The 24,865-nt window shown below is 63.2% G+C and carries 25 protein-coding genes and 2 tRNA genes; 25 read left to right on the forward strand and 2 right to left on the reverse strand.

Going from position 1 to position 24,865, the window contains the following annotated elements; all coding sequences use genetic code 11:
• The first annotated feature begins 1 nt into the window (after position 1).
• From CXY80_RS17175 to CXY80_RS17205, 7 genes are all read left to right on the forward strand, one after another.
• Positions 2–1,084 (forward strand): ABC transporter permease, encoded by a 1,083-nt coding sequence (locus CXY80_RS17175; protein ID WP_092449083.1) that lies wholly within the window; start codon positions 2–4, stop codon positions 1,082–1,084.
• The gene (locus tag CXY80_RS17180) at positions 1,084–2,787 is read left to right on the forward strand and encodes an ABC transporter ATP-binding protein (protein WP_104133175.1); all 1,704 of its coding nucleotides are present in this window, start codon (positions 1,084–1,086) and stop codon (positions 2,785–2,787) included. The genes CXY80_RS17175 and CXY80_RS17180 overlap by 1 nt, the downstream gene beginning before the upstream one ends.
• Positions 2,788–2,792: 5 nt before the next feature.
• Positions 2,793–3,707, forward strand: coding sequence for an ATP-binding cassette domain-containing protein (locus CXY80_RS17185; protein ID WP_104133176.1), 915 nt, complete (start codon positions 2,793–2,795; stop codon positions 3,705–3,707).
• 230 nt (positions 3,708–3,937) lie between these two features.
• A tRNA-Asn gene (locus CXY80_RS17190) sits at positions 3,938–4,010 on the forward strand.
• Positions 4,011–4,134: 124 nt separating this feature from the next.
• Complete coding sequence (locus tag CXY80_RS17195) at positions 4,135–5,010, forward strand: sensor histidine kinase (protein WP_092449080.1); 876 nt, start codon at positions 4,135–4,137, stop codon at positions 5,008–5,010.
• A gap of 9 nt (positions 5,011–5,019) precedes the next feature.
• Positions 5,020–5,784: an AzlC family ABC transporter permease gene (locus tag CXY80_RS17200; protein WP_092449079.1), complete on the forward strand. Its 765-nt coding sequence runs from the start codon at positions 5,020–5,022 to the stop codon at positions 5,782–5,784.
• Complete coding sequence (locus tag CXY80_RS17205) at positions 5,781–6,086, forward strand: AzlD domain-containing protein (protein ID WP_092449078.1); 306 nt, start codon at positions 5,781–5,783, stop codon at positions 6,084–6,086. Before CXY80_RS17200 ends, CXY80_RS17205 begins: the two co-directional genes overlap by 4 nt.
• Here CXY80_RS17205 and def read toward each other — a convergent pair.
• On the reverse strand, positions 6,083–6,655 hold the full coding sequence (gene def / locus CXY80_RS17210; RefSeq protein WP_104133177.1) for a peptide deformylase: 573 nt from the start codon (positions 6,653–6,655) through the stop codon (positions 6,083–6,085). The genes CXY80_RS17205 and def overlap by 4 nt on opposite strands.
• A 40-nt stretch (positions 6,656–6,695) precedes the next feature.
• On the opposite strand from def, the gene CXY80_RS17215 reads away from it, so the two are divergent.
• The 18 genes from CXY80_RS17215 to CXY80_RS17305 all read left to right on the forward strand — a co-directional run bounded on the left by CXY80_RS17215 (position 6,696) and on the right by CXY80_RS17305 (position 23,424).
• A complete protein-coding gene (locus CXY80_RS17215) occupies positions 6,696–7,610 on the forward strand; it encodes a DMT family transporter (RefSeq protein WP_104133178.1) in 915 nt (304 codons plus the stop codon).
• A gap of 159 nt (positions 7,611–7,769) precedes the next feature.
• A complete protein-coding gene (locus CXY80_RS17220; protein ID WP_369828716.1) occupies positions 7,770–9,041 on the forward strand; it encodes a glycosyltransferase in 1,272 nt (423 codons plus the stop codon).
• Between the two features lie 38 nt (positions 9,042–9,079).
• Positions 9,080–9,153, forward strand: a tRNA-Ile gene (locus tag CXY80_RS17225).
• Between the two features lie 171 nt (positions 9,154–9,324).
• Positions 9,325–9,561: an AlpA family transcriptional regulator gene (locus tag CXY80_RS17230; RefSeq protein WP_104126671.1), complete on the forward strand. Its 237-nt coding sequence runs from the start codon at positions 9,325–9,327 to the stop codon at positions 9,559–9,561.
• Positions 9,561–11,096 carry a hypothetical protein gene (locus CXY80_RS20850; protein WP_104133179.1) on the forward strand — a complete coding sequence of 512 codons (1,536 nt, stop codon included), beginning with the start codon at positions 9,561–9,563 and terminating at the stop codon, positions 11,094–11,096. Before CXY80_RS17230 ends, CXY80_RS20850 begins: the two co-directional genes overlap by 1 nt.
• A gap of 69 nt (positions 11,097–11,165) precedes the next feature.
• Positions 11,166–12,044 (forward strand): phospholipid scramblase-related protein, encoded by an 879-nt coding sequence (locus CXY80_RS17240; protein WP_104133180.1) that lies wholly within the window; start codon positions 11,166–11,168, stop codon positions 12,042–12,044.
• Positions 12,045–12,111: 67 nt separating this feature from the next.
• Positions 12,112–12,918: a GIY-YIG nuclease family protein gene (locus tag CXY80_RS17245; RefSeq protein WP_104133181.1), complete on the forward strand. Its 807-nt coding sequence runs from the start codon at positions 12,112–12,114 to the stop codon at positions 12,916–12,918.
• 5 nt (positions 12,919–12,923) lie between these two features.
• Positions 12,924–13,283: an SdpI family protein gene (locus CXY80_RS17250; protein WP_146070761.1), complete on the forward strand. Its 360-nt coding sequence runs from the start codon at positions 12,924–12,926 to the stop codon at positions 13,281–13,283.
• Between the two features lie 77 nt (positions 13,284–13,360).
• Complete coding sequence (locus CXY80_RS17255) at positions 13,361–13,879, forward strand: DUF6578 domain-containing protein (RefSeq protein WP_104133182.1); 519 nt, start codon at positions 13,361–13,363, stop codon at positions 13,877–13,879.
• A 169-nt stretch (positions 13,880–14,048) separates the two neighbouring features.
• Complete coding sequence (locus tag CXY80_RS17260; RefSeq protein ID WP_104133183.1) at positions 14,049–14,831, forward strand: IclR family transcriptional regulator; 783 nt, start codon at positions 14,049–14,051, stop codon at positions 14,829–14,831.
• A gap of 148 nt (positions 14,832–14,979) precedes the next feature.
• Positions 14,980–16,329 (forward strand): MFS transporter, encoded by a 1,350-nt coding sequence (locus tag CXY80_RS17265; protein WP_104133184.1) that lies wholly within the window; start codon positions 14,980–14,982, stop codon positions 16,327–16,329.
• A gap of 6 nt (positions 16,330–16,335) precedes the next feature.
• Positions 16,336–17,364 carry a zinc-binding dehydrogenase gene (locus tag CXY80_RS17270; RefSeq protein ID WP_104133185.1) on the forward strand — a complete coding sequence of 343 codons (1,029 nt, stop codon included), beginning with the start codon at positions 16,336–16,338 and terminating at the stop codon, positions 17,362–17,364.
• Between the two features lie 34 nt (positions 17,365–17,398).
• A complete protein-coding gene (gene rhmD / locus CXY80_RS17275) occupies positions 17,399–18,580 on the forward strand; it encodes an L-rhamnonate dehydratase (protein ID WP_104133186.1) in 1,182 nt (393 codons plus the stop codon).
• Positions 18,581–18,600: 20 nt separating this feature from the next.
• On the forward strand, positions 18,601–19,458 hold the full coding sequence (locus CXY80_RS17280; protein WP_104133187.1) for a fumarylacetoacetate hydrolase family protein: 858 nt from the start codon (positions 18,601–18,603) through the stop codon (positions 19,456–19,458).
• A gap of 205 nt (positions 19,459–19,663) precedes the next feature.
• Positions 19,664–20,050 carry a sulfate permease gene (locus tag CXY80_RS17285; protein ID WP_199182286.1) on the forward strand — a complete coding sequence of 129 codons (387 nt, stop codon included), beginning with the start codon at positions 19,664–19,666 and terminating at the stop codon, positions 20,048–20,050.
• Between the two features lie 77 nt (positions 20,051–20,127).
• The gene (locus tag CXY80_RS17290; protein WP_104133188.1) at positions 20,128–20,394 is read left to right on the forward strand and encodes a hypothetical protein; all 267 of its coding nucleotides are present in this window, start codon (positions 20,128–20,130) and stop codon (positions 20,392–20,394) included.
• Between the two features lie 8 nt (positions 20,395–20,402).
• Positions 20,403–21,623 (forward strand): hypothetical protein, encoded by a 1,221-nt coding sequence (locus CXY80_RS17295; protein WP_104133189.1) that lies wholly within the window; start codon positions 20,403–20,405, stop codon positions 21,621–21,623.
• Positions 21,624–22,575: 952 nt separating this feature from the next.
• Positions 22,576–23,424, forward strand: coding sequence for a hypothetical protein (locus CXY80_RS17305; RefSeq protein WP_104133191.1), 849 nt, complete (start codon positions 22,576–22,578; stop codon positions 23,422–23,424).
• A gap of 358 nt (positions 23,425–23,782) precedes the next feature.
• Here CXY80_RS17305 and CXY80_RS17310 read toward each other — a convergent pair whose 3' ends face one another.
• Positions 23,783–24,601, reverse strand: coding sequence for a hypothetical protein (locus CXY80_RS17310; RefSeq protein WP_104133192.1), 819 nt, complete (start codon positions 24,599–24,601; stop codon positions 23,783–23,785).
• Positions 24,602–24,865: the final 264 nt, after the last annotated feature.

The following is a 24,865-nucleotide window of genomic DNA, read 5'->3' on the forward strand; positions in this document are numbered from 1 at the left end:
CATGACTATTGACACCACTCACGCCCCCAAGGCTCCGCTATGGACTCGGCTGCCCGTCGTGCATCAACTCCGCCAGAGCGTCGGCCTGCAACGGGGAATGCTCGTGGTCGGCCTCGTCCTCACCGGCATCTTCATTCTCACCGCAATCTTCGCACCGCTGCTCGCGCCGTACGGCTACAGCCAGCTGCGCGATGACAGTGGCCCCTTCGGCGCCCAGCAGGAGCCCGGCGGCGACCACCTGCTTGGCACCACCGTCGGCGGCTACGACGTGCTGTCGCGGGTCATCTGGGGCTCGCAGACCGCGATCACCGTCATGGTCATTGCCGTCGTGCTGTCGATCTTCGCCGGTGTGGCCCTGGGCCTCGTCTCCGGTTACTTCGGCGGCTGGCTCGACCGCGTACTCGTCGTCGTCTGCGACGCCGTCTACGCCTTCCCGGCGCTGCTGCTCGCCATTGTCATGGGGATCGTCATCTCCGGCGGTCGCTCCGGCCTGTGGGGTGGAATCTTCGCTGCCGCGATCTCCATCACCGTGGTCTTCATCCCGCAGTACTTCCGGGTGATTCGTGCGGAGACTGTGCGCATCAAGGCCGAGGCCTACGTGGAATCGGCCCGCGTGCTCGGCGCGAGCAACGGCCGCATCATGTTCCGTCACGTTCTGCGCAACGCCACCCGCACCCTGCCGCTGATCTTCACGCTCAACGCTTCGGAAGCCCTGCTGACCCTGGCCGGCCTCGGGTTCATCGGCTTCGGCATCGAACCCTCCTCCGCCGCCGAGTGGGGCTACGACCTGAACAAGTCACTCTCCGACGTCACCAGTGGCATCTGGTGGACCAGCCTGTTCCCCGGACTGGCCATCGTTCTCGTCGTGCTCGGCATCACCCTGGTCGGCGAGAGCCTCAACGACCTCGCCGACCCGCGCCTGCGCAGTCGCCGTGCCCCCGGAAAGACGGCCGGCATCGTCGCAGCGACCAGCGTCATTCCCGGTGGAACCCTGGCTGGCGGTCCTGGCGGTATCGACGGGCTCGAAGCCGGCCTGCCGGCGCACGACCAACACGTGAACGACGACCCATTCGAGGCCAAATAATGAACGCGCAGTCCCTTCCCGACGTCGTACGCATCGACAACCTCAATGTGACCTTCGCCACCGACGGTGGCGCGGTCAAGGCCGTCGACGGCGTGAGCCTGCGCGTCGCTCCCGGAGAAGTGCTCGCCATCGTGGGGGAGAGCGGCAGCGGCAAGACCGTCACCGCGAAGACCATCCTCGGCCTGCTGCCCGAGACGGCTACCGCCAACGGTGCCGTCATCCTGAGCAGCAAGGACGGTTCCAACTCCAACGACGTGCTCTCCGTCAGCAAGCAGAAACTGCGTCAACTGCGGGGAACGGATGTTTCCATGGTCTTCCAGGAGCCGTCAACGGCCCTGAACCCCGTGTTCACCGTCGGTTGGCAGATTGCCGAGGGCATCCGCGCCCACGGTGAATTCAGCCGCAAGGAAGCCCGCACCAAGGCGATTGAGATTCTCGGCCGGGTCGGCATCCCCGACCCAGAGAGCCGCGTCGACTACTACCCGCACCAGTTCTCCGGCGGCCAGAAGCAGCGGGTCGTCATCGCCATGGCCCTCGTACTCGACCCCGGGCTCATCGTCGCCGACGAGCCGACCACGGCGTTGGATGTGACCGTGCAGGCCGAAATCCTCGACCTTCTCCGCCGCTGCCGCGACGAATTCGGCACCGCCATCGTGTTGATCACCCACAATATGGGTGTCGTCGCCGATCTCGCCGACCGCGTCGTCGTGATGTACGAGGGCAAAGTCGTCGAAGAAGCTCCAGCCCAGGATCTGTTCTCCAACCCCAAACACGAATACACCAAGCGACTGCTCGGCTCTGTGCCCCGCGTTGGCCACGGCACGGTACGGGCAACCGCACGGTTGCAGGCTCGGGAGTCCGATTGGGTGAATCAGACCCCGGTCGTCGTCGCGAACAATCTGAAGATCCAGTACCCGGGCCGGCTCGGCAAACCCGGTTTCACCGCCGTCGACGGGGTGAGCTTCAGCATCCGCCCAGGCGAGGTACTCGGCCTGGTCGGCGAGAGCGGATCCGGCAAGACCACCATCGGTCGGGCCATGGGCGGTCTCACCAAGGTGACCGGCGGCTCGCTGACGGTACTGGGCCATGAGATGAATGGTTTCAGGGAACGCGCCTTCAAGAAGGTGCGCAGCGACATCGGATTTGTCTTTCAGGACCCGGCTTCGAGCTTCAACCCGTTACTCACCATTGCCGAATGCGTCGCCGAGCCGCTCGTCGTGCACGGGCGGGCAGCGAACACCCGGGCCGCCCGCAAGCGGGTAGACGAACTGCTTGAAGCCGTGCAGCTGCCCAAAGCTTTCGGCGGCCGGTACCCGCACGAGCTCAGCGGTGGCCAGCGGCAACGGGCCAGCCTGGCTCGTGGGCTCGCGCTCGAGCCGAGCCTGCTTATCGCCGATGAACCGACCAGCGCGCTCGACGTGTCCGTGCAGGCGAAGGTGCTCGAACTCTTCGCCGAGATCCAGGCGGAATTCGGGTTCGCGGCCTTATTTATCAGTCACGATCTTGCCGTCGTCGACATTCTCGCTGACCGCATTGCCGTGCTGTACAAGGGAAAATTGGTCGAGGAAGGCACCGGCGCCGAGGTGCTCGGAGCTCCGAAAGATCCGTACACGCAGCGGCTGCTCGCCTCGCTTCCGGTGCCCGACCCGGCCACGCAGGCCTTGCGCCGAGACGAGCTTCGCCTTCTGCGTGCGGCAAGATAGACCGTATGAAGCAAGGCGCGGCATCCGTTTCCCCGATCAATTCCAGTGATCTGACCATCGAATACCCGCCGCACGGGGCGAGCCCGGCGTATGTCGCGGTGCACGGCTTCACCCTGCGCATCGCTCCCGGCGAAGTCGTCGGGCTGCTCGGCGAGAGTGGTTCCGGCAAGAGCACTCTGGCCCGGGTGCTCTCCGGTGACGCGTTTGTCAGCGAGAGCACCGGCATCCGTCCCCAGATCACCGGGGGCGAGGCGACCGTGCTCGGCTTCGGCCTCCGCCGTATCAGCAAACGCAAGCTGGCGCGGCTCACCTTCGGCGTCGGCCTGCTCGCCCAGGACGCGGCCGATACCCTGCCGTCGACCATGACGGTCGCCGAGATTGTCGCCGAACCGGTGCTCGAACGCGATCGACGCTACAACCGTCGTGCCCTCGGGGTACGGGTCGCCACCCTGATCGATGCGGTGCGGTTGCCACTGGTCGTTCTCGGCCAGTACCCCTATGAGCTCTCCAGCGGCCAGCGTCAGCGCGTGGCGCTGGCTCGCGCCCTTGTGTTCGGACCGTCGCTCTTGATCGCTGACGAGCCTACAGCGGGCGTTGACGTTACGGTGCGGGGCGCCATTATCGACCTGATCAGCGAGCTGCAGCTGGAGCGATCTTTCTCGGGGCTCGTGATCAGTCACGACCTGGCCGTGCTGAGGCAGGTCGCCAACCGTATCGGTGTCATGCATCAGGGTGTGTTGGTCGGCCTCGGCACCATTGAGGAGGTCTTTCGGGACCCGTGGCACCCGTATGTCAAGGGACTTGCCGCCGCCCTGCAGCCAGCCGAAGTCGAACGGAACGTTCACGCCGACGTCTACGAGGCCGGCGCGCCCGATGCCGCCGATAGCGGCGATGAAACGGATACCGCAGTCGGCTTTTGAGACCGATGCCGGCCCGTCCCTCCTGATTTCGGGTCGGAGTAATCGTGACCCGCGCCGACACGCCCGACCGTACTTTGGTGCGTGAGACTGCGCAACTGTTGCGTCGGCCCGACTTTCCGGGGCTGAACGGGTTCTGAACCCTTCAAATGGCGCCAGCGGAGGCGAACAGAACCCGTTGTGGTTTGGGCCCCGCAAGAAAACTTGGTAAAGTCGTAACGCTGCTCAAGCATTCCTCGATAGCTCAATTGGCAGAGCAGCGCACTGTTAATGCGCAGGTTCTTGGTTCGAGTCCAAGTCGGGGAGCGAAAGGCCACTCAGGGCTCCACCCCGGGTGGCCTTTTTTGTCGGTATATTCCGGCTGACAAAAAAGGTCTTCCTCAATTTTCAACGTGCGCCAGGACTTCGGCACAAGAGACGGCGGTCAGCAGTGGAGTTCGCGCAACTTCTGGTACCGGCGCTCGGAGCACTGTGTGGTGCGTTGTTGGTGCTCTGGGTGATCGGCCTGCTGCGCTCTCGCCGGATCATCTTTGACCGCAACGCCGCCGAGCGCGTGCGCATCGAGCTGGAACTGTCTCTCGCCGAGCAACAGGGGCGCCTGGCTATCATCCGTGAGCTGCAGGACGGCGCCGTGCTCACCATTGCCCGCCTGATCACCCGGGCTGAAGGCGCACGGTACACCGCCGAAAGTGATCCCTCCACGGCCGTACGTGCCGCCACCGCGCTCGTCGACGACGGCCGAGTGGCCCTCGCGGACATGCGCCGGGTGCTGACGATCGTGCGCGAAGGCGAAACCGTCGGCGCACTACAGCCCGGCCCGCAGTCCACCCGCGACCTGTTTCGGGTCATGCGCGACGCCGGACTGGTAGTCAGTTTCAGCGAATCCGGCGAGCGCTTCGCCCTCAAGGCGGGCGCCGAACTGGCCATTTTCCGCATTCTGCAGAGCGCCCTGTCGAACGCGCTCAAGCATGGTGGGGTCGGCACCGAGGCCCGTGTGTCGTTCACCTGGACGCAGGACGGCCTGCAGCTACTCGTCGATGATGACGGCATTCGGGCCGCCGCCCGTCGTGACGGCAAGGAGGCCGACGAACAGGCGGCGCGCACCCCGTATTCGATCGAAGACGACCTCAAGGCCCTCAGCGAGAGCATTGCCGGTCCCGGCATCACCCAGATGCGCGAGCGTGCCCAGCTGTTCGGCGGCGTGTTCAATGCTGGAACCGTGCCCGGCCTGGGGTTCTCCGTGTCGGCCGTGTTCCCATCGCTGCGCTTTCACAACGGCGTGCACGGCGTCGACCTGTCCCGGTAGACCAGCGGCATGAGCGAAATTCTCGCAAAAAAAGTTGACGAACAGCGTCAGCAACGACTGGCGACCCGCGAAGGCATCGCCGTGGGACTCGCGACCGCCGCCTACGGAGTGTCCTTCGGCGCTCTGTCGGTCGCCGCCGGACTCGACATCTGGCAGACCTGCTTCATCAGCATCGTGATGTTCTCCGGTGGTTCCCAGTTCGCCTTGGTCGGAGTGCTCGCCGCCGGCGGTGTCGCGGCCGGCCCGGCGGCGATCGCGAGCGCGGCCCTCCTCGGCGTGCGAAACGGCATCTATGGCATGCGCACCGCACCCGTTGTCGGCACCGGGCTCTGGAAACGGTTCGCCGCCGCCTGGATCACCATCGACGAATCGACGGCGGTCGCCCTGGCCCAGCCCACCCCGCGTAGTCGGCGGGTCGGCTTCTGGGTCACCGGTCTCGCCGTCTTCATCGGCTGGAACATCACAACCCTGCTCGGCGCCCTGCTCGGTGATGCCCTCGGAGACACTCGGGCTTACGGCCTCGATGCGGCGGCCGCGGCGGCCTTCGTCGGCCTGCTCTGGCCACGATTGAAGCGGATGCAGGCGGTCGCGGTGGCCGTCGCCGCTGCGGTCGTCGCTGCGACGCTCACCCCCGTGCTCATGCCGGGCCTGCCCGTGCTGGTCGCAGCGCTCGTCGCGGTCGTGGTCGGCTTGTTCAACTGGCTGGGCACACCCGGCGTGCCGGGCGGGGCATCCACTCGCCGACCGAGCGATGGATCGGGGCTGGACTCATGACACTCTGGCAGATCATCATTGCCGCCTCGATCGCTGTGCTGGCGCTCAAACTCACCGGATACCTGGTGCCTCCGGCTCTGCTGCACAAGCCAACGCCGGCCCGCATCGCCGATCTGCTGACCGTGGCCTTGCTGGCCGCGTTGATCGCGGTGCAGACGCTCGGCAACGGTCAGGCGCTGGTGCTGGATGCTCGCATTCCAGCGGTCATCGTGGCGGCTGGCCTGTTTGCGATCAAGACGCCGTTCATCGTGGTGGTGCTTGTGGCAGCCTTGGTCGCGGCCGGGCTGCGCGCGCTGACCTAGCCTTCGAGGTTGTCGACGCCGGGGATCCAGGTCAGGCCCGGAACGCCCCAGCTCTTCTTGCGTACGACCTTGGCGGCCATCTTGGCGTAGACGTGCTGCAGACGGTCAACGTAGAGCGTGCCGTCGAGGTGATCGAACTCGTGCTGGAAGATGCGGGCGAGCCAGCCATCAGCTCGAATTTCAAAGGGCTGTTGCTCAGCGTCGATAGCTCGCAGAATGGCTGATTCGGCTCGTTTGAGCGGAAAACGTTCACCGGGAAAGGACAGGCAGCCCTCGTCCTCGTCGGCATCCTCATCGTCGACCGGTTCGGCGGAGACCGGGGTGATCCAGAGTTCCGGGTTGATCGCGACGCCTCGCCAGGTCACTTCGTCGTCGTCCTGATAGCTGTAAGTAAAAATTCGCAGCCCGACACCCACCTGCGTGGCGGCCAATCCCACCCCCGGCGCAGCATCCATCGTCTCGAACATGTCTCGCACCAGGTCGCGCAGATTGTCGTCGAAATCGACGACGGGAGCTGCGGGGGAGTGGAGAACGGGGTCACCTGAAATTACTATCGCGCGTACGGGCATTTCTCCAGAATATCGGCAAGCTTGTGGGTAGGGTCATGAAGTGACCTCTGACCTAACCGATCTGGCGAGTGAAATCGCCATTGATCCCAGGCAGGCCATCGGAATTCCGCTGGCCCTGGTCGGCGCGGTCTTCCTATCGCTGGGTGCTCAGTTTCAGCATCGCGGCGTCACCAAGGTCGAAGCGCACACTGAAGCGGTCACCGGTGGACTCAACGTTCGGCAGCTGACCTTACTGCTCGCGCGACCTTCCTGGGTGTTCGGATCCATCATGCTCGGCCTGGCGATCGTGTTTCAGCTCACGAGCCTCGCCTTTGCGCCCATCATCGTCGTGCAGCCGCTTGGCGCGGTTGCCCTCGTGATCACGGCAATTCTGAATGCCCGGGTCAGCCGGGTCAGCCTCAACCGAGCGAGTATCATCGCGATCTCGATGTGCGTGGGGGGTGTCGGGCTGTTTGTGACCGTAGCTGCGTTCACCGCCATCGACAAACCGGTCACCGACCGCAATTTGACCACGATTCTTATCGTGCTCACGGTCGTTCTCTTGCTCTTCGCGCTGGCGTTCGGCTTTCTCCGTCACCGTTCGCAGGCAGTCTTTTATATTCTCGGCGCCGGGGTGCTGTACGGATTTGTCGCGACTCTCGCCAAAGTCGTCATCAACCGCACCCAGAACGGAAATTTCGAGTGGCTGACCCTGACCTGTGTGCTTGGGTTGCTGCTCGCCGCTGCGCTCGGGGCCTATTTTGTGCAGAACGCGTATGCCTTCGGGCCACCGGATCTCGTCATTGCGGGGCTGACCGTCGTCGATCCTCTGGTTGCGGTGGGAATCGGCATCATTGTGCTCGGCGAAGCCAGCCAGGCACCGCCGGCAGCGGCCGTCGCCTTCGTCGTGGCGGGCGCCATCGCGATTTGGGGTGTCTTCTTGCTCGCACGGTATCATCCCCAGTTGGATCGCTGATACGTGAAGAATTTTGGTGTTTCACGGTGCGGGCGCGTCTCGCGATGCTCGGTTTAGAATAGGGTCGTGTACGCCGCGTCAACGACCGAGCGCGCCCGAGACTTTCTGCCGGACGATGTTCCCGGCCCACCAACGTAGGGACCACTCCACTTGTCAGATGTGACCGACTTGCAGAGCAGCCCGACTCCGGGCGTTGCGCCACAGCGTGGCCCGAATGCCTCGGCGAAAAAACCGCCGATTCGGGTGCTCATCGCTGCGGACACGTTTGCTCCCGACGTGAACGGGGCTGCGCGTTTCGCCGAGCGGCTTGCCGCCGGCCTGGTGGAACGGGGCCACGAGGTGCAGATCATGGCGCCCGCTGCATCACGCAAGCACGGCAGCCGGACCGAGATGCACGAGGGCCAGCCCATGGTGGTGCACCGCCTGCACAGCTGGCGCTGGTATCCGCACGACTGGCTGCGGTTTGCGCTGCCGTGGCTGGTTCGCGGCCAGAGCCGTCGCATTCTCGATTCCTACCGCCCAGACGTCGTGCATTTTCAGTCGCACATCAACGTCGGGCGTGGCGTGTCGATCGAGGCGGCGAAGCGGGACATTCGTTTGGTTGGTACGAACCATTTCATGCCCGAGAACATGGTGAAATTTTCCCTGGTTCCGTTGGGTTTTCAGGATCGCGTGATCAAGGCAGCCTGGCGAGCGGCCCGGCGCACGTTCGGACGTGCCGCAGCGGTGACTACGCCCACCCGGCGGGCCGCCCAGTTCCTGGAAAAATACACCGGGCTGACCGGTGTCCACGCCATTTCCTGCGGCATTGACGCTGATAACTACTCGCCGAATTTTGAACCACGCACGGAGAACCGCATTCTGTTTGTGGGGCGGGTCACCGGCGAGAAGCAGATCGACGTGCTGCTCGAAGCGGTGGCGAAGTTGAATCCCGATCTCGATGTGCAGGTCGAAATCGTGGGCGGGGGAGACCAGAGACGCAACCTGGAGCACCTGGCTGACACCCTCGGCATCCGCTCACGGGTCACGTTTACCGGGTACGTGACGGATGCGGAGCTGCGCGCGGCGTACTCGCGGGCGACGGTTTTCGCGATGCCGTCGATCGCCGAGCTGCAGAGCATCGCCACCATGGAGGCCATGGCCTCCGGATTACCGATCGTCGCCGCTGACGCCATGGCGCTCCCGCACCTCGTGCATGACCAGGCGAACGGGTACCTGTTCAAGCCGAGCGATGCGCAAGATCTCGCCGACAAACTCACTCTCGTGCTCACGGCGACGCCAGAGCTCCTGGAGGCGCTCAAGCGCGAGTCGCTCAAGCTCATTGCCGCGCACGACATCAAGCGCACGTTGAGCACATTCGAATGCCTGTATCGTGGGGAGCCGGTGGGCGATTTGGTCACCAACGGGGCCTCGGCGCATCTGCCGGAGTAGTCACGTAGTTCTGGCGGGACGTTTTGGTCGCGCTTTTTGGGGCGGTAGCTCAGCTGGTTAGAGCAGCGGACTCATAATCCGTCGGTCCCGGGTTCAAGTCCCGGCCGCCCTACTGTAAATTTGATCTGATCAGGGCTTCTTGTCTGTACCGAAAGGGCAAGACTTGACGCACCCATTGTTTATCCATTGTTTATTCAAAAATTTACGGCTTTCTCAGGTCCTCGTAGAGAAGGTGCACGACCCGGTTCGAGTCATCTGGGATGACCTCGAACACCTACGGGTTATGGACACTGAAAAACTCTTGGGGCTCGGTCTCGAGCCCGTTTTGACGACAAGCGAGCTCGCCGAATATGTCGGCGTGCAGGTGCAGGCCATCTATGACCTGCGCACCGACGGTCGCGGACCCTCCGGCATTCGAGTCGGGCGAGAGATTCGCTACCGTATCTCAGATGTTCGGCGATGGCTCGACAGTCTGCACGAGCCTGAACCGGCTCTGGGCGATCGTGGGGGCGAGCGCTAGTGGCGGGGCGACCACGCCTGCCGATCAGCACGTTCGGATCGATCACAACCGTCAAGCTCGGCCCAGGACGGTTCAGGGCGACGACCGTTTTCCGTGACTGGGACGGACAATCCCGCCAGGTCGGGGCGACGCGTGAGAGCCGCAACGCGGCGCAGGCAGCGCTCAAGGTCGATCTGGCCGCGCGTCTGCGCACCGGTGGGGCAGGGGACTCGCTGACCGCGAGCTCGCCGTTTCCGCTGCTCGCCGAGGCATGGATGGAGGACGTGATGCTCGATGTCGACCGTTCCCAGGGTACGAAAGACACCTATCAGCGTGAACTGCGCGTGCTTGTCGTGCCGTTCTTTGAGAATTTCACGATTCGTGAAGTGACCGTTGGGCGCATTGAGCTCTTTCTTCGGCAGCAGAGGGAGAAATCGTATACGCGAGCAAAGCACTCCCGTACGATCCTCGGAATGATCTTGGCGTTCGCAGTGCGGCGGGAGATCATTCCGCGCAATCCGATGAAGGAGACGTCGCGTATGAAGAAGCCCCCGCACACGCCGAAGGCCCTCACAACGGATCAGATCGCTGCGATTTGCCTCGCGGCCAGCGAATGGCGCACGGAGGAGGGCCGAATGGGCCCGCGATCCGACGGGCAGGTGCGGGACATCATCGAGGCGAACACGGCCTACGTCGCCATCGACCGGCCCGATGCTGCTCACGTGGGGCCGCGGCCGGGTGACGCTGTGGACGTAACGGCGCGCAGCATCCTCTTTGGCATTTTGCAGCACGTCGGCGCCGAGCTATCCGCGCACGAGACGATCGCGGCGGAGCAGGATGCCTGGGGATCGGTGGCGCAACTCGCGGCGGAGTACGAGACCCTTGCGGCGTCCGCGCAGCACGACCGGTGGGCCGCGCTGGTGCGCGCGAGCGGTCTCTCGCCTGGCCAGGCTTCAGACGTGATCAACTCGGATGCCTTTGGCCCGTTGACCGCGGAGCTGCGGCGAGCCGAAGCCCAGTTCGTTGACGTGGCGAGTCTGCTGCCGAGGGTGGTTGCGGCCCGCGGGTTCGAGGATGCTCAGGACATTGCGGCTGTTCTTCGCGCCCGGGTCGCCGCGGCGGTGTCTCGGTATAGTAATGCGGGTCGTTCGCGCCGGGCTCCGCGTCTGGTTGCCGGGCTCATCCCTTGGGCGATCGGGCCGATGGATGCCGCCATGCACCAGGCGTTGGCCGAGCGCGCCGACCTGATCGAGTCGCGAGCGGCTGCTGTGCTCGACCAGGCTTTGCGTGCGGGGGAGCCGTGGACGCGAGCCCTTGGTGCTGCGCCACGCGGGTCGACCGCCACTGCCTGGCACCAAAAGGGATGCGCCGTCGCGGCCTACCGAGACCGCTACGGCATCGTCGGTGCGAATCCTCTCGGTGCGGTACCGGAGTCGACGGCGCAGAAGCTCGATGCCGCTCGTGCACGTGCCGCTCTTCAAAGGGCACGGCGTCTCTCAGACGACTCCTGGCCAGATGCACCGAGACGGGCGGTCACGCAAACCCTGACTCGGTAGATAGGTCGTTGGCCACGGGTCCATCTGTGATGCCGTTTCAGGCAGTGGCTGCGCTGCTAGCCTGCATTCATGAGTCAGCAATCGACACAGGGTTGGTTCCCAGACCCTTTCGGCCGATATGAGCACCGATGGTGGGACGGTCAGTTGTGGACCGAACACGTCGGCTCGGCGGGCGGTCAGACGATTGATGCACCGGTTGTTGCCCCACCGACGCAGGCCGTCGCTCGCCTGGCCCAAGTGAGCCCAGTGGCTGTTGCGCGTGTACCAGTCAACAAGAATGTGCAGCGGCAGGTGCGGAAGCTTGGCGTTGCGGATTCCGCACTTGCAGGTGGTGGCACGCTATTCACTGAGCAGATCCTGATCGTGAACCAGACGGCCAAGTTGTTCGAGACGAAGGCCGAGTATTCGGTCTTCAATCAGCAAGGCCATAAGGTCGGCGGTGTGCGGCAGTTCGGTATCAGCATGTCGCGCCTCGTCGTGGGGCGGGAGAATGAGACCAAGCGACTCCAAATTGTCGACGCCGAGGGGCGTCCGATTTTGACCCTCACTAGGCCGGCCACGGTTATGAAATCAAAGGTGACCGTCATGCGTCAAGATGGCACTCCCGTGGGTCAGATCGTGCAGGAGAACTTCGGCGTGATGGCATCCGTGCTTGGCGGTCGGTTCAACATTCGCTTTCGCATGGAATCAGCCGGGGTGACGCTTGGCACGATCAACGCCGAGAGTTCGCGTGCCTGGGACTTCAGCATTCAAGACCCGCAGGGCACCGAGATTGCACGGATCACCAAAACGTGGGCCGGGCTCGGCACGGAGATGTTCACGAAAGCCGACAACTATGTGCTGCAGATACATCGACCGCTCGAAGATCCTCTGCTCTCACTCGTGGTCTCCGCGGCGCTCGCAGTGGACACAGTACTGAAGCAGGACGGCGGCCGGGGAAGTCACTGACAGTCGCCGGCCGGCCTCTTGGGAATGTCGGCGCACACTGAAAACGGAGCGAAGGAGAGAACTGCGAATGACATTGACCCTCAGCCCGATTCTGCTTGACGCCGGTATCGATCTGTCTGACGCTATCGTGATCCGCCATGCGTATGTGCGGGAGCACGAGGACAGTGGCCTACCAGGCATTCACGCGGATTCCACGACGGCGGAGATTCTCGAGTACACGCGGAACCAGTCCACACAACGATTCCCGAACGTTCCGCCCCGCTTTTGGATCGTCTTCATCAAGGAAGGCGGCGACCAGGCCCGGCTCTGGTGCGTTATTGAGAATCGCGGCGAGATCTCCAACGATGGGCAGTGCCGAATCTTTGACTTGGTCGAGTCGGAGCACATGGCTGACCTTCGAGGTCGCCTTGTGATCGGTTGGAGTTCGCCCCGCGCCTGGTGGATGCATGCCAGCACGGCCGCGAGTAACCCGGTGATGGGCATCGCCGACGCCGAGCCGGTGCCGTTCCCTGGCTTCGACCGACTCGTGCTTGACCACGCGAAACTTCAGGCGGTCATGCGCGAACATCGATACGCCTCGTGGCGCACCGCACTCGGGTCGGTTGTTGGGATCTACCTGATCACTGATACCAGCGACGGACGCCAGTACGTCGGCAAGGCAGACGGCGCCGAGAGCATCCGTCAGCGGTGGGGCACGTATGCGACTAACGGGCACGGAGGCAATGTCGAGCTGCGCAATCTTCAACCGGCCAGCTTTCGTTTCTCGCTGCTGCGCGTGTTTGATCCTGCTACGCCGACGCCCGAGATCGACGCCGCTGAGAGCCATTTCAAGGTCGCGCTCGACACGCGCCGCCATGGTCTGAACCGGAATTAGCCGACGTGTTCTATCCGCCGATCGCGGGATTTCTCGTCTTGGCCGGCGTGATGGTGAGCCTGGCGGTCGTGCAGCAGCAGGGACGTCTGAAGAGGAATAGTGCCATCGGTATTCGAACCCGGCACACGTTGGCGTCGGGCGAGGCGTGGGCGTCGGCGCATGCCGCGGCGAGTCCGTACATGGTGGCTATGGCGGTCGTCGCTGTCGCGTTTGGTTTCGCTCTGTTGACTATTCAGCTGGCCGGTCTTCCCGAGGGTGCCGGCCATGTTGTCGTTGTGACCGGGTACGTCGTCATCGTTGCGGTTGCACTCGTGGTCTGGCGGGTTGCGGATTGTGCGGCGAAGGCCATAACTGAGCAGACGTAGGTCAAAAATCGAGTTTTGCGACTTTTCCATAGTTGAGCCGACTCGCACGTGACCTCAGGAATTCCTACTGTGGTGACATGACGATTCCCGCGCACGAGCCCTCCCCGGAGAATGACGCGGTGACCAGTCAGGATCCTGAGATGCACGTGTACAGCACCGCGTCGTACGAATCGTTCCAGCGGCAGCACGTTGGAACGGTCGAGGCTGAAGACATCGATGTGTGGTTCACCGAGTGGCAGGTAGCCGAAGACGGGTTGAACGTTGAGCTCGACGAACGCGTGCGCTGGGATCTCGTGCCGATGGATCAGGACTGGGTTGCGCGCCTGTTTGCCGGTCGCCGAACGGTTCCGTTGCAACTTGACACCTACGCTGACGCTGGCTGCGAGGCCTCCGATCTTGCAAAGCGCACACTGGTCGCCGGGCGTGTGGCTCGCATTGATCAGGTATCCGTGCGGTACGAAATGTCGACGGGCCCAGTTGTGCGCGGCCTGGTGCCGTTGACTGGGGGAGCCATGCAGCACAGTGTGCTGAGTCTGCGCCAGCTGCGGGCCCACCACGGAACGGTCGTCGGCTGGATTGTTCGCGTTCGGACGTAGTATCCGCAGTGCTTGATCGGCGAGTGTCGGTCCAGAAGCAAAGCTCACTAGCGTCCTTCATGCCGTCAGAGTCGCCACCGGTGCGCTGCACGGTAGGCGTCTAGCTGAATTGGGTAGGTCAGGTCGTAGTCTGGGTACACCATCCAAGTTCAACCGTAGGGATGCCCCCATGACCGATGTCGAGCAGGCCCGCCCGAAAAAGCCAGTGAAGTCTGCCAACCGCGCTCTCGAAATTATCGACTTTGTGGCCGAGAACAGCTCCGCCACCTTCGCTCAGATCCTCGAGGGTATGGAACTTCCGCGTTCCAGCGGCCACGGCCTGGTGCAGACGTTGGTGGCGTCGGGTTGGCTGGAACAGCATCCGCTCACCCGTCGGTTCACTCTGGGCCTGCACTCCTGGCAGATCGGCCAGCGCTATGACGGGCACAGGCTGTTGATCGAGAAGGCGAAGCCGGTGATGGATCGGCTCGCGCAGCAAACGGGTGAGACCGTGCAACTCGCCCGCCTCGACGGAGTCGAGAACGTCTATATCGCTATCAGCTTGTCGCCGAACCCGATGCGCATGGCGTCGACGGTGGGCATGCGCCTGCATGCGCACGCGACGGGTATCGGCAAGGCGCTACTCAGCACGATTGATCCCGTCGAGGCCGAGCGTCGGCTCAGCGATGTCGTTCTACCCCGTCTCACCCCGAAGACTGTGACCAGCGTTCCTGACCTCATGCGAGTGATCGAGAAGGCGCGCTTCACCGGGTTTGCCATCGACGATGAGGAGTTTATCGAAGGGTGTCGCTGCGTAGCGATTCCCGTCACAAGCGAGCACGACACCGGTATCTCGGCGGCGATCAGCATCACAATGCCGTCCGGGCGAACGGATGCAGGGTGGCCGCATTCCCTGTACGCGCCACTTTCCCTCGCCGCCCGGGAAATCCGTTCCGGTATGGGACTGCCGTAAAACCCAGTAGTCACACGGGCATCCGCGCTTGCTTCTGTGGATGTGGCGTGTAATACTTCCCCGCGTTCATCAGAATGAACCGCAGTTCACATATATGAATTCATGTGTGGGAGCTTGACTGCAAGTTGCTAATCAATGGAGATAGCCGATGTCCACACAGAATTCAGCGCACGACCCCGCGCTGGCCGCCATCGTTCGCAAGGTGACGCGGCGCCTCATTCCCATCTTGCTCCTGATGTACATTCTCGCGTTCCTGGATCGCGCCAATCTCGGCTTTGCCAAAGCAGCCTTCCAAGCTGATACAGGCCTCTCCGACGCCGCGTACGCGCTCGGCGCCGGCATTTTCTTCTTGGGATATGCCGCATTTGAGGTTCCGAGCAACCTGATCATGCGCCGGGTCGGCGCGAAGATCTGGCTGGCCCGCATCATGGTCACCTGGGGAATCGTTTCTGCCCTGATGATGTTCGCGACGACAGAATGGGCCTTCTACTCCTTGCGGGTTCTTCTCGGCATCACAGAAGCGGGATTCTTCCCCGGTGTCATCATGTTCCTCACGTATTGGATTCCGCTCAACTATCGCGGGCGAGTCAACGGGCTGTTCTACTTCGGGGCCCCGCTCGCCTTCATCCTTGGTGGCCCGATGTCAGGGCTCCTGCTCGATCTCGACGGCTTGGGTGGTTTGGCCGGTTGGCAGCTCATGTTCGTGGTCACGGGGCTACTCACGATCATTGTAGGAATCTGGGCGTTCTTCTACCTGGATAACGGGCCCACCACAGCAAAGTGGCTATCTGAGGGCGAACGCACTGTTCTGATGAGTGCACTCGACTCCGAAAACGCAGCCAAAGCCGAGCACTCGCCCGACGGGGCCATGCGGTCTATTACGAACCCTAAAGTGTTGTACTTCGCCGGCATCTACTTCACCATTCAGATGAGCGTGTATGGCATCACCTTTTACCTGCCCACCCAGATCGCCGAGATTGTGGGCAGCGGAGTCGGTCTCAAGGTGGGACTGCTAACCGCGGTCCCGTGGGGTTGTGCGCTCATTGCTACCTTCGTGCTGAGCCGACTTGCCGACAGCACCGGACAGCGACGCCTCATCGCTGCAAGTGCTCTAGGCGCGGCCGGCGTCGGCATCGTTCTCTCCGGGGTCCTGGACAATCCGATCCTTGCCCTCGCCGCGATGTCTCTCGGGGCTGCCGGTTTCATTTCAGTCCAACCAGTTTTCTGGACGCTGCCGACATCCTTTCTTGTTGGTGCCGCCGCAGCATCGGGTATCGCATTCATCAACTCGATCGGCAGCTTGGGAGGTTTCGTCGCCCCCATTGCGAAGAACTTCGTCGAGGAGCAGTTCGGGCCGACGGCCGGCCTCATTATGCTCGCCGCGATCGCCTTCGGCGGGGCAGTGCTGATCTTCGCAAGCAAGTGGATCGTTCCTGCCATTCGAGCCACAGACGGCAACACGACCGGCGCACGCCAGCTGGTCAACGCAGGAAAGTAGGCAATTATGCTCGCACTGGTATTGCATGAAATCGGCGAATTCCGCGTCGAAGAACGAGAAGACCCCACGCCCGCCGAAGGAGAAGTGCTGATTCGGGTGAGTTACACGGGCATTTGCGGGTCCGATATCCACGGCTATACGGGGGAGAATGGTCGCCGCATTCCCGGCCAGATCATGGGCCACGAATCCGTTGGTCGTGTAGCGGCCTTGGGTGCGGGGGCCGAGAGCGCCGGCCTCACTCTCGACCAGGTGGTCACCTTCAACCCGGTGGTCATCCCGGTATCCGACGCTGATTCCTTCGCCGGCAGGGAGCAGCACAGCCCGAACAAGACCGTCATCGGGGTGGCGCCCCATATTCCCGCAGCCTTTGCAGAGTACGTGGTTGTGCCGGCCCGAAACGTCGTGCCACTTCCCGCCACAATCCCCATCGAGTACGGCGCCCTCGTCGAGCCCCTCGCCGTTGCCGTGCACGCGGTGCGCCGGATATTGCAACGTACCGATGAGCGAGCACTTGTCATCGGCGGTGGCCCCATCGGACAATCCGCCGTACTCGCTCTTCGGATGGAAGGTGTGAAAACGGTCTATGTCAGCGAGGTCGACCCGGCCCGCCGCGCACTATGTTCGCGGCTCGGCGCTACGGTGCTCAACCCGACGACAAGTTCACTCGTCGACGCCCTTGTAGCCGACGGAGGCTTGGTCGACATCACCATCGACGCTGTCGGAATTACACCAACGGTGTCCGACGCTCTGAACGCGACAAAATTCGGCGGGAACATCTGCCTCGTGGGGATGGGCTCGCCCCAGCTCAATCTGGAGGCCTTCCGCCTTAGTACCGAGGAGCGAAGCCTCGTGGGTAGCTTCACGTATTCTGCGCAGGACTTCACTGACGCTGCTGCCTACATTGCCTCCGGCGCTCCCGAGATTGCCGAGCTGATCAGTCGCGAGGTGACCCCGCACGAAGCCAACGCTACTTTCGCTGCGTTGTCGCGGGGTGATGGTACTGCCGGTAAGGTGCTCGTGCGCTTCGCTTCGTGACCATCCCGCATCCGTTTGTTTGAAAGGCAGTTTCATGGCATATGAAAGAACCATTCGTCAGGTACGCGCGTACACGTTGCGCGGCGGCGGCGCTGATTATCACGACCAGGCTCCTGGCCACTGGATCGACGACCACATCGCCACGCCCATGTCGATGTACCCCGAATACCGTCAATCGAGACAGAGTTTCGGAATCAATGTGCTCGGCACACTGGTCGTAGAGATTGAAGCGGATGACGGCACGGTCGGCTTCTCGGTGACCACGGCCGGCGAGCTGGGTGCCTTTATCGTGGAGAAGCACCTGGCCCGCTTCCTCGAAGGCGCCAAGGTGACGGACATCGAGCGCATCTGGGACCAGATGTACAAGTCGACGATCTTCTACGGGCGTCGGGGCGTGGTGCTCAACGCCATCAGCGGGGTCGACCTGGCGCTCTACGATCTGCTCGGGCGCATTCGCCAGGAGCCGGTCTTCGCTCTGATCGGCGGCAAGGTGCGCGAGGAACTCGACTTCTATGCGACCGGGGCACGCCCAGACCGAGCCAAGGAACTTGGGTTCATTGGCGGAAAGATGCCCCTGCACCATGGGCCAGCCGAGGGTGATGAGGGGATGCGCAAAAACCTCGCGATGATCCGCGACATGCGGGAGAAGGTAGGGCCGGACTTCTGGCTCATGCTCGACTGCTGGATGTCCCTCGACGTGGACTACGCAACCCGGCTCGCCCACGGCGCGGCCGAGTTCGGCCTCAAATGGATCGAAGAAGCGCTCATGCCGGATGACTACTGGGGCTATGCGCAGCTGAAACGCCAAGTTCCGCCGACGATACTGGTGACGACCGGGGAACACGAAGCGACTCGGTGGGGGTTCCGACACCTGCTCGAGATGAACGCCGCAGATATTATCCAGCCGGACGTCGGTTGGTGCGGTGGTATGACTGAGCTGCTCAAGATTTCTGCCCTGGCTGATGTTCACGGAGCCCTTGTCATTCCACATGGATCATCGGTGTATAGCTACCACTTCGTGACCACCCGCACGAACAGCCCCTTCGCCGAATTTCTGATGATGCACGAGACTGCCGAGGAAGTCGTACCGATGTTCTCACCGCTGCTGCTCAACGAACCCGTACCGGTGAACGGGCGCATGAAGGTGCCGGAGACTCCCGGATTCGGCGTCGAACTCAACCCGGACATTGCCAAGTTCCGCCCTTACACCCACTAACACCCGAAGGACAGAACACGATGGAATTCATGAGACTGGGCGAGCCGGGCGCTGAAGTGCCGGTGATTCGCGAGAACGGCCACTATTTTCGACTCGACTCGCTGACCGCCGATATTGACGGTGCCTTCCTGGCGAACGACGGTATCGAACGAACCCGTACCGCACATGTTGCCGGGGAGTTGGCCGAGTTCATCGCGCCGGATGGTATTCGCATCGGTTCGCCGATTGCCCGGCCGATGGCGGTGCTGTGCATCGGTCAGAACTATGCCGCGCACGCCGCAGAATCAGGCGATTTGCCGCCCGAAATACCGATCCTCTTCTACAAGCACCCCAATACGGTTGTCGGCGCGTACGACGATGTCGCTGTGCCCCCCAATGCGACCAAGGTTGACTGGGAGATTGAACTCGGCGTCGTCATTGGCAAGCGCGCCCGATACCTCGCCTCGCCAGAGGATGCCCTCGACTACGTGGCCGGTTACGTCACGAGCAACGATGTTTCAGAGCGCGACTATCAAGTAGCTCAGTCCGGTGGTCAATGGTCAAAAGGCAAGAGCAGTGAGACCTTCAACCCGCTCGGGCCGGCCCTGGTGCCTGCGCTCGAGGCGGGAGACCCCCAGCAGCTACGACTCTGGTCGAAAGTCAATGGGGAGCCCCGCCAGGACTCAAGCACAGCCGACATGATCTTCAGCGTGGCCACGATCATCCACCACCTGTCTCAGTACGTCGTTCTGGAACCTGGCGACCTGATCAATACCGGAACACCGCAAGGCGTCGCGTTATCCGGACGATTCCCCTATCTCAGGGCGGACGATTTCATGGAGGTCGGAATCGATGGAATCGGCGCCCAGCGCCAGCGTCTGGTGCCCGCCGTCGTCTAACAGAATTCCGTGACGGATGGGCGGGACTCGGTGCAGGGTGAGTGCGGGGGCGCTCCCGCTCCGAAATAGCGCACGGCACTTTCGCCTGTAGGTATCCAGTTCTAAAGTGATTGTAGGCAACCTCTATTACGCGCCGTCGCTCGTTGCGATGGTATGACTTTCAGTCCTTCAGGTTCTCGTTGCCGCACATCTGAAAGGCCGCGCCATGTTCGATCTCATTCTGGGCGCCACCGCCCGCAGCTACTTCTTCTTGTGCCGGTTCATGCCGACCGCCATCGTGATCGACGCGATCAACACGCGGCGCGGGCTGAAGTGGGGCGTGCCGGCGATACTGCTCGCCGTTCCGTATGCGCTTGCTGCCATCTACTTCCGAGCGCAGATCGAAGCCGGTGGGCCAGGCTGGCTGAACCTGCTCGTGATCTTGTGTCTCTGGAATACCTTGAAGCTTCTTCTGATCGGGCCGATCAGCCTGCTGAAGCTGATCGCGGTGCGCGTTCGTGAAGGCATGGGTCGTCGACGAATGACGCTGGTACTGCGAGCTGATGGCGTCGAGCGCTTGGACGAGCCCGTACTCGTATCGACGCGCCACTGACTTTGCGTTTCGGCTGGCGTACCTCCCTGGTAGCGGCATGATTGGCTCACACACGTCCGCGCACAGGAGGCTTCACTATGACGATCCCGCAGGAGAACTTCGACGACCTGCTCAGCCGTACCGCGCTGGCTGCTCTGTTCTACTATCCGGAGGTCGCCGTCGACCATGACAGCCCCAACCTGCAGAACGACATCGCATACTGCCTGGAACCCGTCGCCGGAATCGCGGACGAGGATGCCGAGCGGCTCCGGGTCGCGGTCGGTCGTGTGATCACAAATCCGACCGCACATCGCTCAGACCTGCTTGCCCTGGTCATCGAGCTGGCCCGGCCGCCTGCCGCGTAGCCGCGATCATGAACGACCCATCTGAAGAAGGCGCGGCGCCCCGGAAGGAGCTGGCGGAGCATACGTCTGACGCGGCAGAGAAGCGGCGTCAGTATGTGGCGGCGAACCGCGATCGGATCCGCGAGATGAATCGGCTCTGGCGGTCGGAACACCTCGACCGTGCACGGGAGCTCAATCGGGACTCGATGCGTCGGGCCGCGGCTCGCCGGCATCGCGAGGCTGAGCTGCGGGCGCGGGGGAGGGAGCGGGCGAAACGCTGGCGGGAGGAGCACCCGGAGCGCAGGCGTGAGTATCAGCAGCGGTGGGTGGCGGAGAACCGGGAGAAAGTGCGCGAGTACTACAACCGCTACTACGAGGCCCACCGCGCTGAGGTGAATGCCCGCGCCGCGGCCAGGCGGGATGCTGATCCCGAGCGCACGAAGCAGATCACCCGGCAGTGGGCCGAGCGCAACAAGGAGCGCCGGGCCGAGTTGCAGCGCAACCGGCGCAGCGACCCCGAGATCTATCAGTCCGAGCTGGAGGCCAACGCGGCGGCGAGACGGCTGAAGCGCAGCCTGAGTCGGGCCGGCCTGCCGCCAAAGCTTCTGCACGTAACGACCGCGGCCGAACGCCGTGCCAACGAGCGCGAGGCCGACGCGTATTTCAGTGACCCGTCCCGGCCCGAGCATCTGCGGCAGTTCACGGTGTTCGCGGAGTCGCTGACCGAGCACATGCTCAAAAACGGCGCCCGCATGAACGAGTTCGCCGAGGCGTACGTAGAGACCAGAGCGCGCATGGCACTGCCTCGGGTACCGGTGGAAAATATCGTCTACGCCCGAGCTGTTGAGATCGTCGCAGAGCGGATGCGCCGGGTCGACCTGCTGACCAGCCGCGACGTGGCGGCGGCCGTACGGAGCACGAAAGCCGGGGTCCGGCGTGTGGAGCGGCAGCAGCAGATGAATGAGCTTATGAAGGCCATCGTGGTGCATTTTCACCAAGACAGTGCGCGGTTGGACGCGCAGGCAGAGATGGAGAACCGGGCGCGGGCACAGCGGGGGATGCCGCGGGTGCCGGCCGAGTCGTTGGTGGTGCAGCTTGCGCTGCAGGACGTCTTCGAGCGCGTCCCCACGAGCCGGTTGACCAAAGCGGATGCTCGTACCGCCGTCCGCATCGCGGGCTTGCATATCGCGACCTCGCTCGAATCTCGCGACGTCGTCGACCAATCGATTCATCGACGGTCGCTCTCGTAGTCGACGGCGACGGAAGGACCGAGCAAACCCACGATTAGGGGGGGGAGTCGCTCGACGAGTTGGCCACGTTGCTCGGCCGGTGGAGGACTCTTTGGCGGAGCGCAGAGAATGTGCGCGGCGTGAAAGCGCCGAAAATCTGCCCATGGATCCCGCCGCGCGTGAGTTCTAGGAACAGCCCGCCATTCTTGTCCGTGATCGCCCCCAACGTCGCCGCGCCGGACACCCGCGGTACAGACGTCAACTTTGTGCCCGTGCGTGGATTGCTGGGGATTGAAATTCGGGCGTAGCTTTTCAGCTCGTCAATCTGTTCCTGATGTGTTTTAGACCTAACGGTCAGTACCATAATTCAACCCGGACACTTATGAGACGTAGTTATGAGAATCGCCGTGCCCCAAGATTCGGCGATCCGTGTCGACGAAAATGGGGAGCTATAAGACGTCTTGTATGCCTAGACCGGGTGGATTGGATTGGGCACTCGCCAGTTCAGGTGCAGTCGATGCGAAACGCTCTCGCCACCCTGACCTGCGGAGGGCTCGCCGTCGTCGAAGACTAGGGCGTGTCTCCTAATGCCTGTACCGAAATGATTATTGCCCGTCCTTTGAGCACCCTTGAGAAGCGGGAGCAAGATCAGTCATGCTCCCGTTTCTCAAGGGTTTCCCAAGTCGGGGCTGGCCCGAAATGCCACGTCGTCGCCGCGCCACGACCGACCGTCCGGGCGCCCAGCGGTCTCGGGGAAGACTCTTATCCTACGGATAGAAACTTCTGATTCATCATCTATTCTGCTGATCAGAGCGATATCGTCGCACCGAATCACGTGCCGGGACCGCCTGATTCCCTCACCGGTCAGGCTCCACGAAGTTTCGCGGCACGGCCGAAACCTAGGCTCGGGCCGTGCCCAAGTGGCTGGTCCGGCATTCGTCGGACTACCGCAAGTAATCGAAAGGATCCACCTATGACTTCGAACAACACCTCCACGGCTTTCGGCTCGCCAGCCCGAAAGCGCATCGCCGTCGGCGCGGTCACCGTGATGACTGTCGGCTCACTTCTCGGCCTCGGCGTCGCGGGAGCGAACGCCACCCCGCTGACCGCGGACAACACGTCGAGCACGAGCTCCCACGCGGGCCACGACGGGCTCGCCTCGCTGACCAAGGAGCTGCGCGCCGACCTCCAGGGTGCCAGCAATGCAGAGACCACGAAGCAAGTCTCTGACACGCTCGCGAGCCATCCGGACCTCTTCGAGAGCCTCCCGGCGAACCTGCAGGCCGACCTGACCGCGCTGAACGCCGCGACCGCCGACCAGAGCGCCGCGACCGCCGCGCAGTCGGCCGCTGCCGACAAGATCGAGATCACCGCGCTCGAGGGCGGCTACGGCGTGGACATCCAGAAGCTTGCCGAGGAGATCCAGAAGGACCCGGCACATCCACTCGCCGCAGCCTTGCGTGGCCTGTTGGCCGTCGACGCCGAGCAGGGAACGGATGCCGCGAGTGCGGCCGAGAAGATTGCCACCACGATCTCCGAGAACCCGGCCCTACTCGCCCAGCTTCCCGAAGCGCTCACGGCCGACCTCGCCGAGCAGCAGGCACTCCCCGCAGCCGCGCAGGCCGCTGCGGCCGAGGCACTCCTGGCCTCCGCGCTCGAGGGCAGCTACGGACCGGAGATCCAGAAGGTCACCGACCAGATCCAATCAAGCCTCGACGCGAAGGCTTCCGCTGAGGGAACGGCTGACGCCACTGCCTCAGCCGAGGGCGCCGACGCCGACACCGACCTGAACGTCGACGGCGAAGTCAAGGCCGACAACTAAAACCGCCTCACCGAAACCGGCCAGGGGTCGGGAGCTTTCGCTCCCGGTCCCTGGCTTTTTGAGTCCCAAGCATAAAGTGAGACGACGGAACCTGACACCGTTAGGGATACGCCCTGATGGGCCGGTCATGAGCTTCCCTCGCGCCGAAGCACTTTCTGGCCGATCCGGCAGTCTCCGCGCCTGCTGCGACCAGCCGGCTGATCCGCACAGGTGAACCCGCGCCCGCTGGCTCTTTTCCTGGGCCCACGTCAGGGCGGCGACTCGCCCATGTTCCCCGAGGTGCTCTGAAGCCCGCGGGTACCACGCCTCGGCGGAGGGCGGTTGACCTACCGCGGCGGAGTCGTCCTCCGGACAATAATCATTTGCCTAAGGGCATTGAGAGACACGCCCTAGGGCCAGCCGGGCGCACCCGGTGGTCAGTCGAGCGATTCCCGAAGTCGAGCCAATTGCTGCTCGGCTTCCGCGCCCAAAGCATGATCGCGGAGAAGGTCCGCCGCCGGGCCAGGTCGGCCGCGCCATCTTGATCTATCCGCGTGCACAGCTCTGCTCGATAGAGGAGCACGTCAAAGCGTTCGATCGCGGGCGCATCCGGGTGGCGGGTGGGGCCAGCGTCGAGGACGGAAATCGCCTGACGTTCATCGCCGCGTGCGTCGCCCTGCCGAGCGGCCACGTCGATCACTCGCCTGAGACCGACCCGGTCGGCCGCCGGTTCATTCCTTGTTGTACCCGTTCGGTAGAACCGGAGCCAGTTGCCCCCAACGTCGACGACGGAGAACCCCGTGGCTGTCCCTGCTTTTCGCCGGATCGGCAGGATGCGGGGGATACCTTTCAGCGGAATTTTCCCGTAGTGTGCGCGGAGCCTAGCGGAGAATGCCTGATAAAATTCGTCCGGCTCGGGCACCGTGATGATGACACTCGCATACGAGGCAGAGGCATCAAATCCGTCGATCGCCGAAAGGTGGATCTGCGGGTCGCTGCGGGCGACGACGGCGTAGGGATAGGGTCGGCGTTGGGAGTACGTGGCCTCGAAGCCCAGAGCCCGGTAGAAATCCAAAGCACTGTCCAGGTCGGCGTATGGCAGTACCGGATACGTTCGCGCGCCCGTTATGGTGTCCAGAATACCGTGGGCGGCTGGGCGCGACCGTGTGAGGGGAGGGGAGGGGAGCGGGGCAAGCATCCGCTCTGAAATTGCACGCGCGATACTTTCGCACGCGGGCATCCGGTCCTAAAGTGCACCTGCCAACACGGATGAATCGATCGCACGGAGCTCATACTCCGATTGGCAATTACTCGGTGTCTCCGTCTGGATGTGACGCGTCGTCCAGTGCCATCTCATCCACCGTTGGGGAGGTCCCTACGTGTCACCGTTGGGTGAGGCCAGTAGCTAACAGCAAGTTCGCCGTTTGATGTAGGGCGAGAATCAGGAATCATCACCATGTCC

Source organism: Cryobacterium sp. M91, from assembly GCF_002929615.1.
In the GTDB taxonomy this organism is placed as follows: Bacteria; Actinomycetota; Actinomycetes; order Actinomycetales; family Microbacteriaceae; genus Cryobacterium; species Cryobacterium levicorallinum.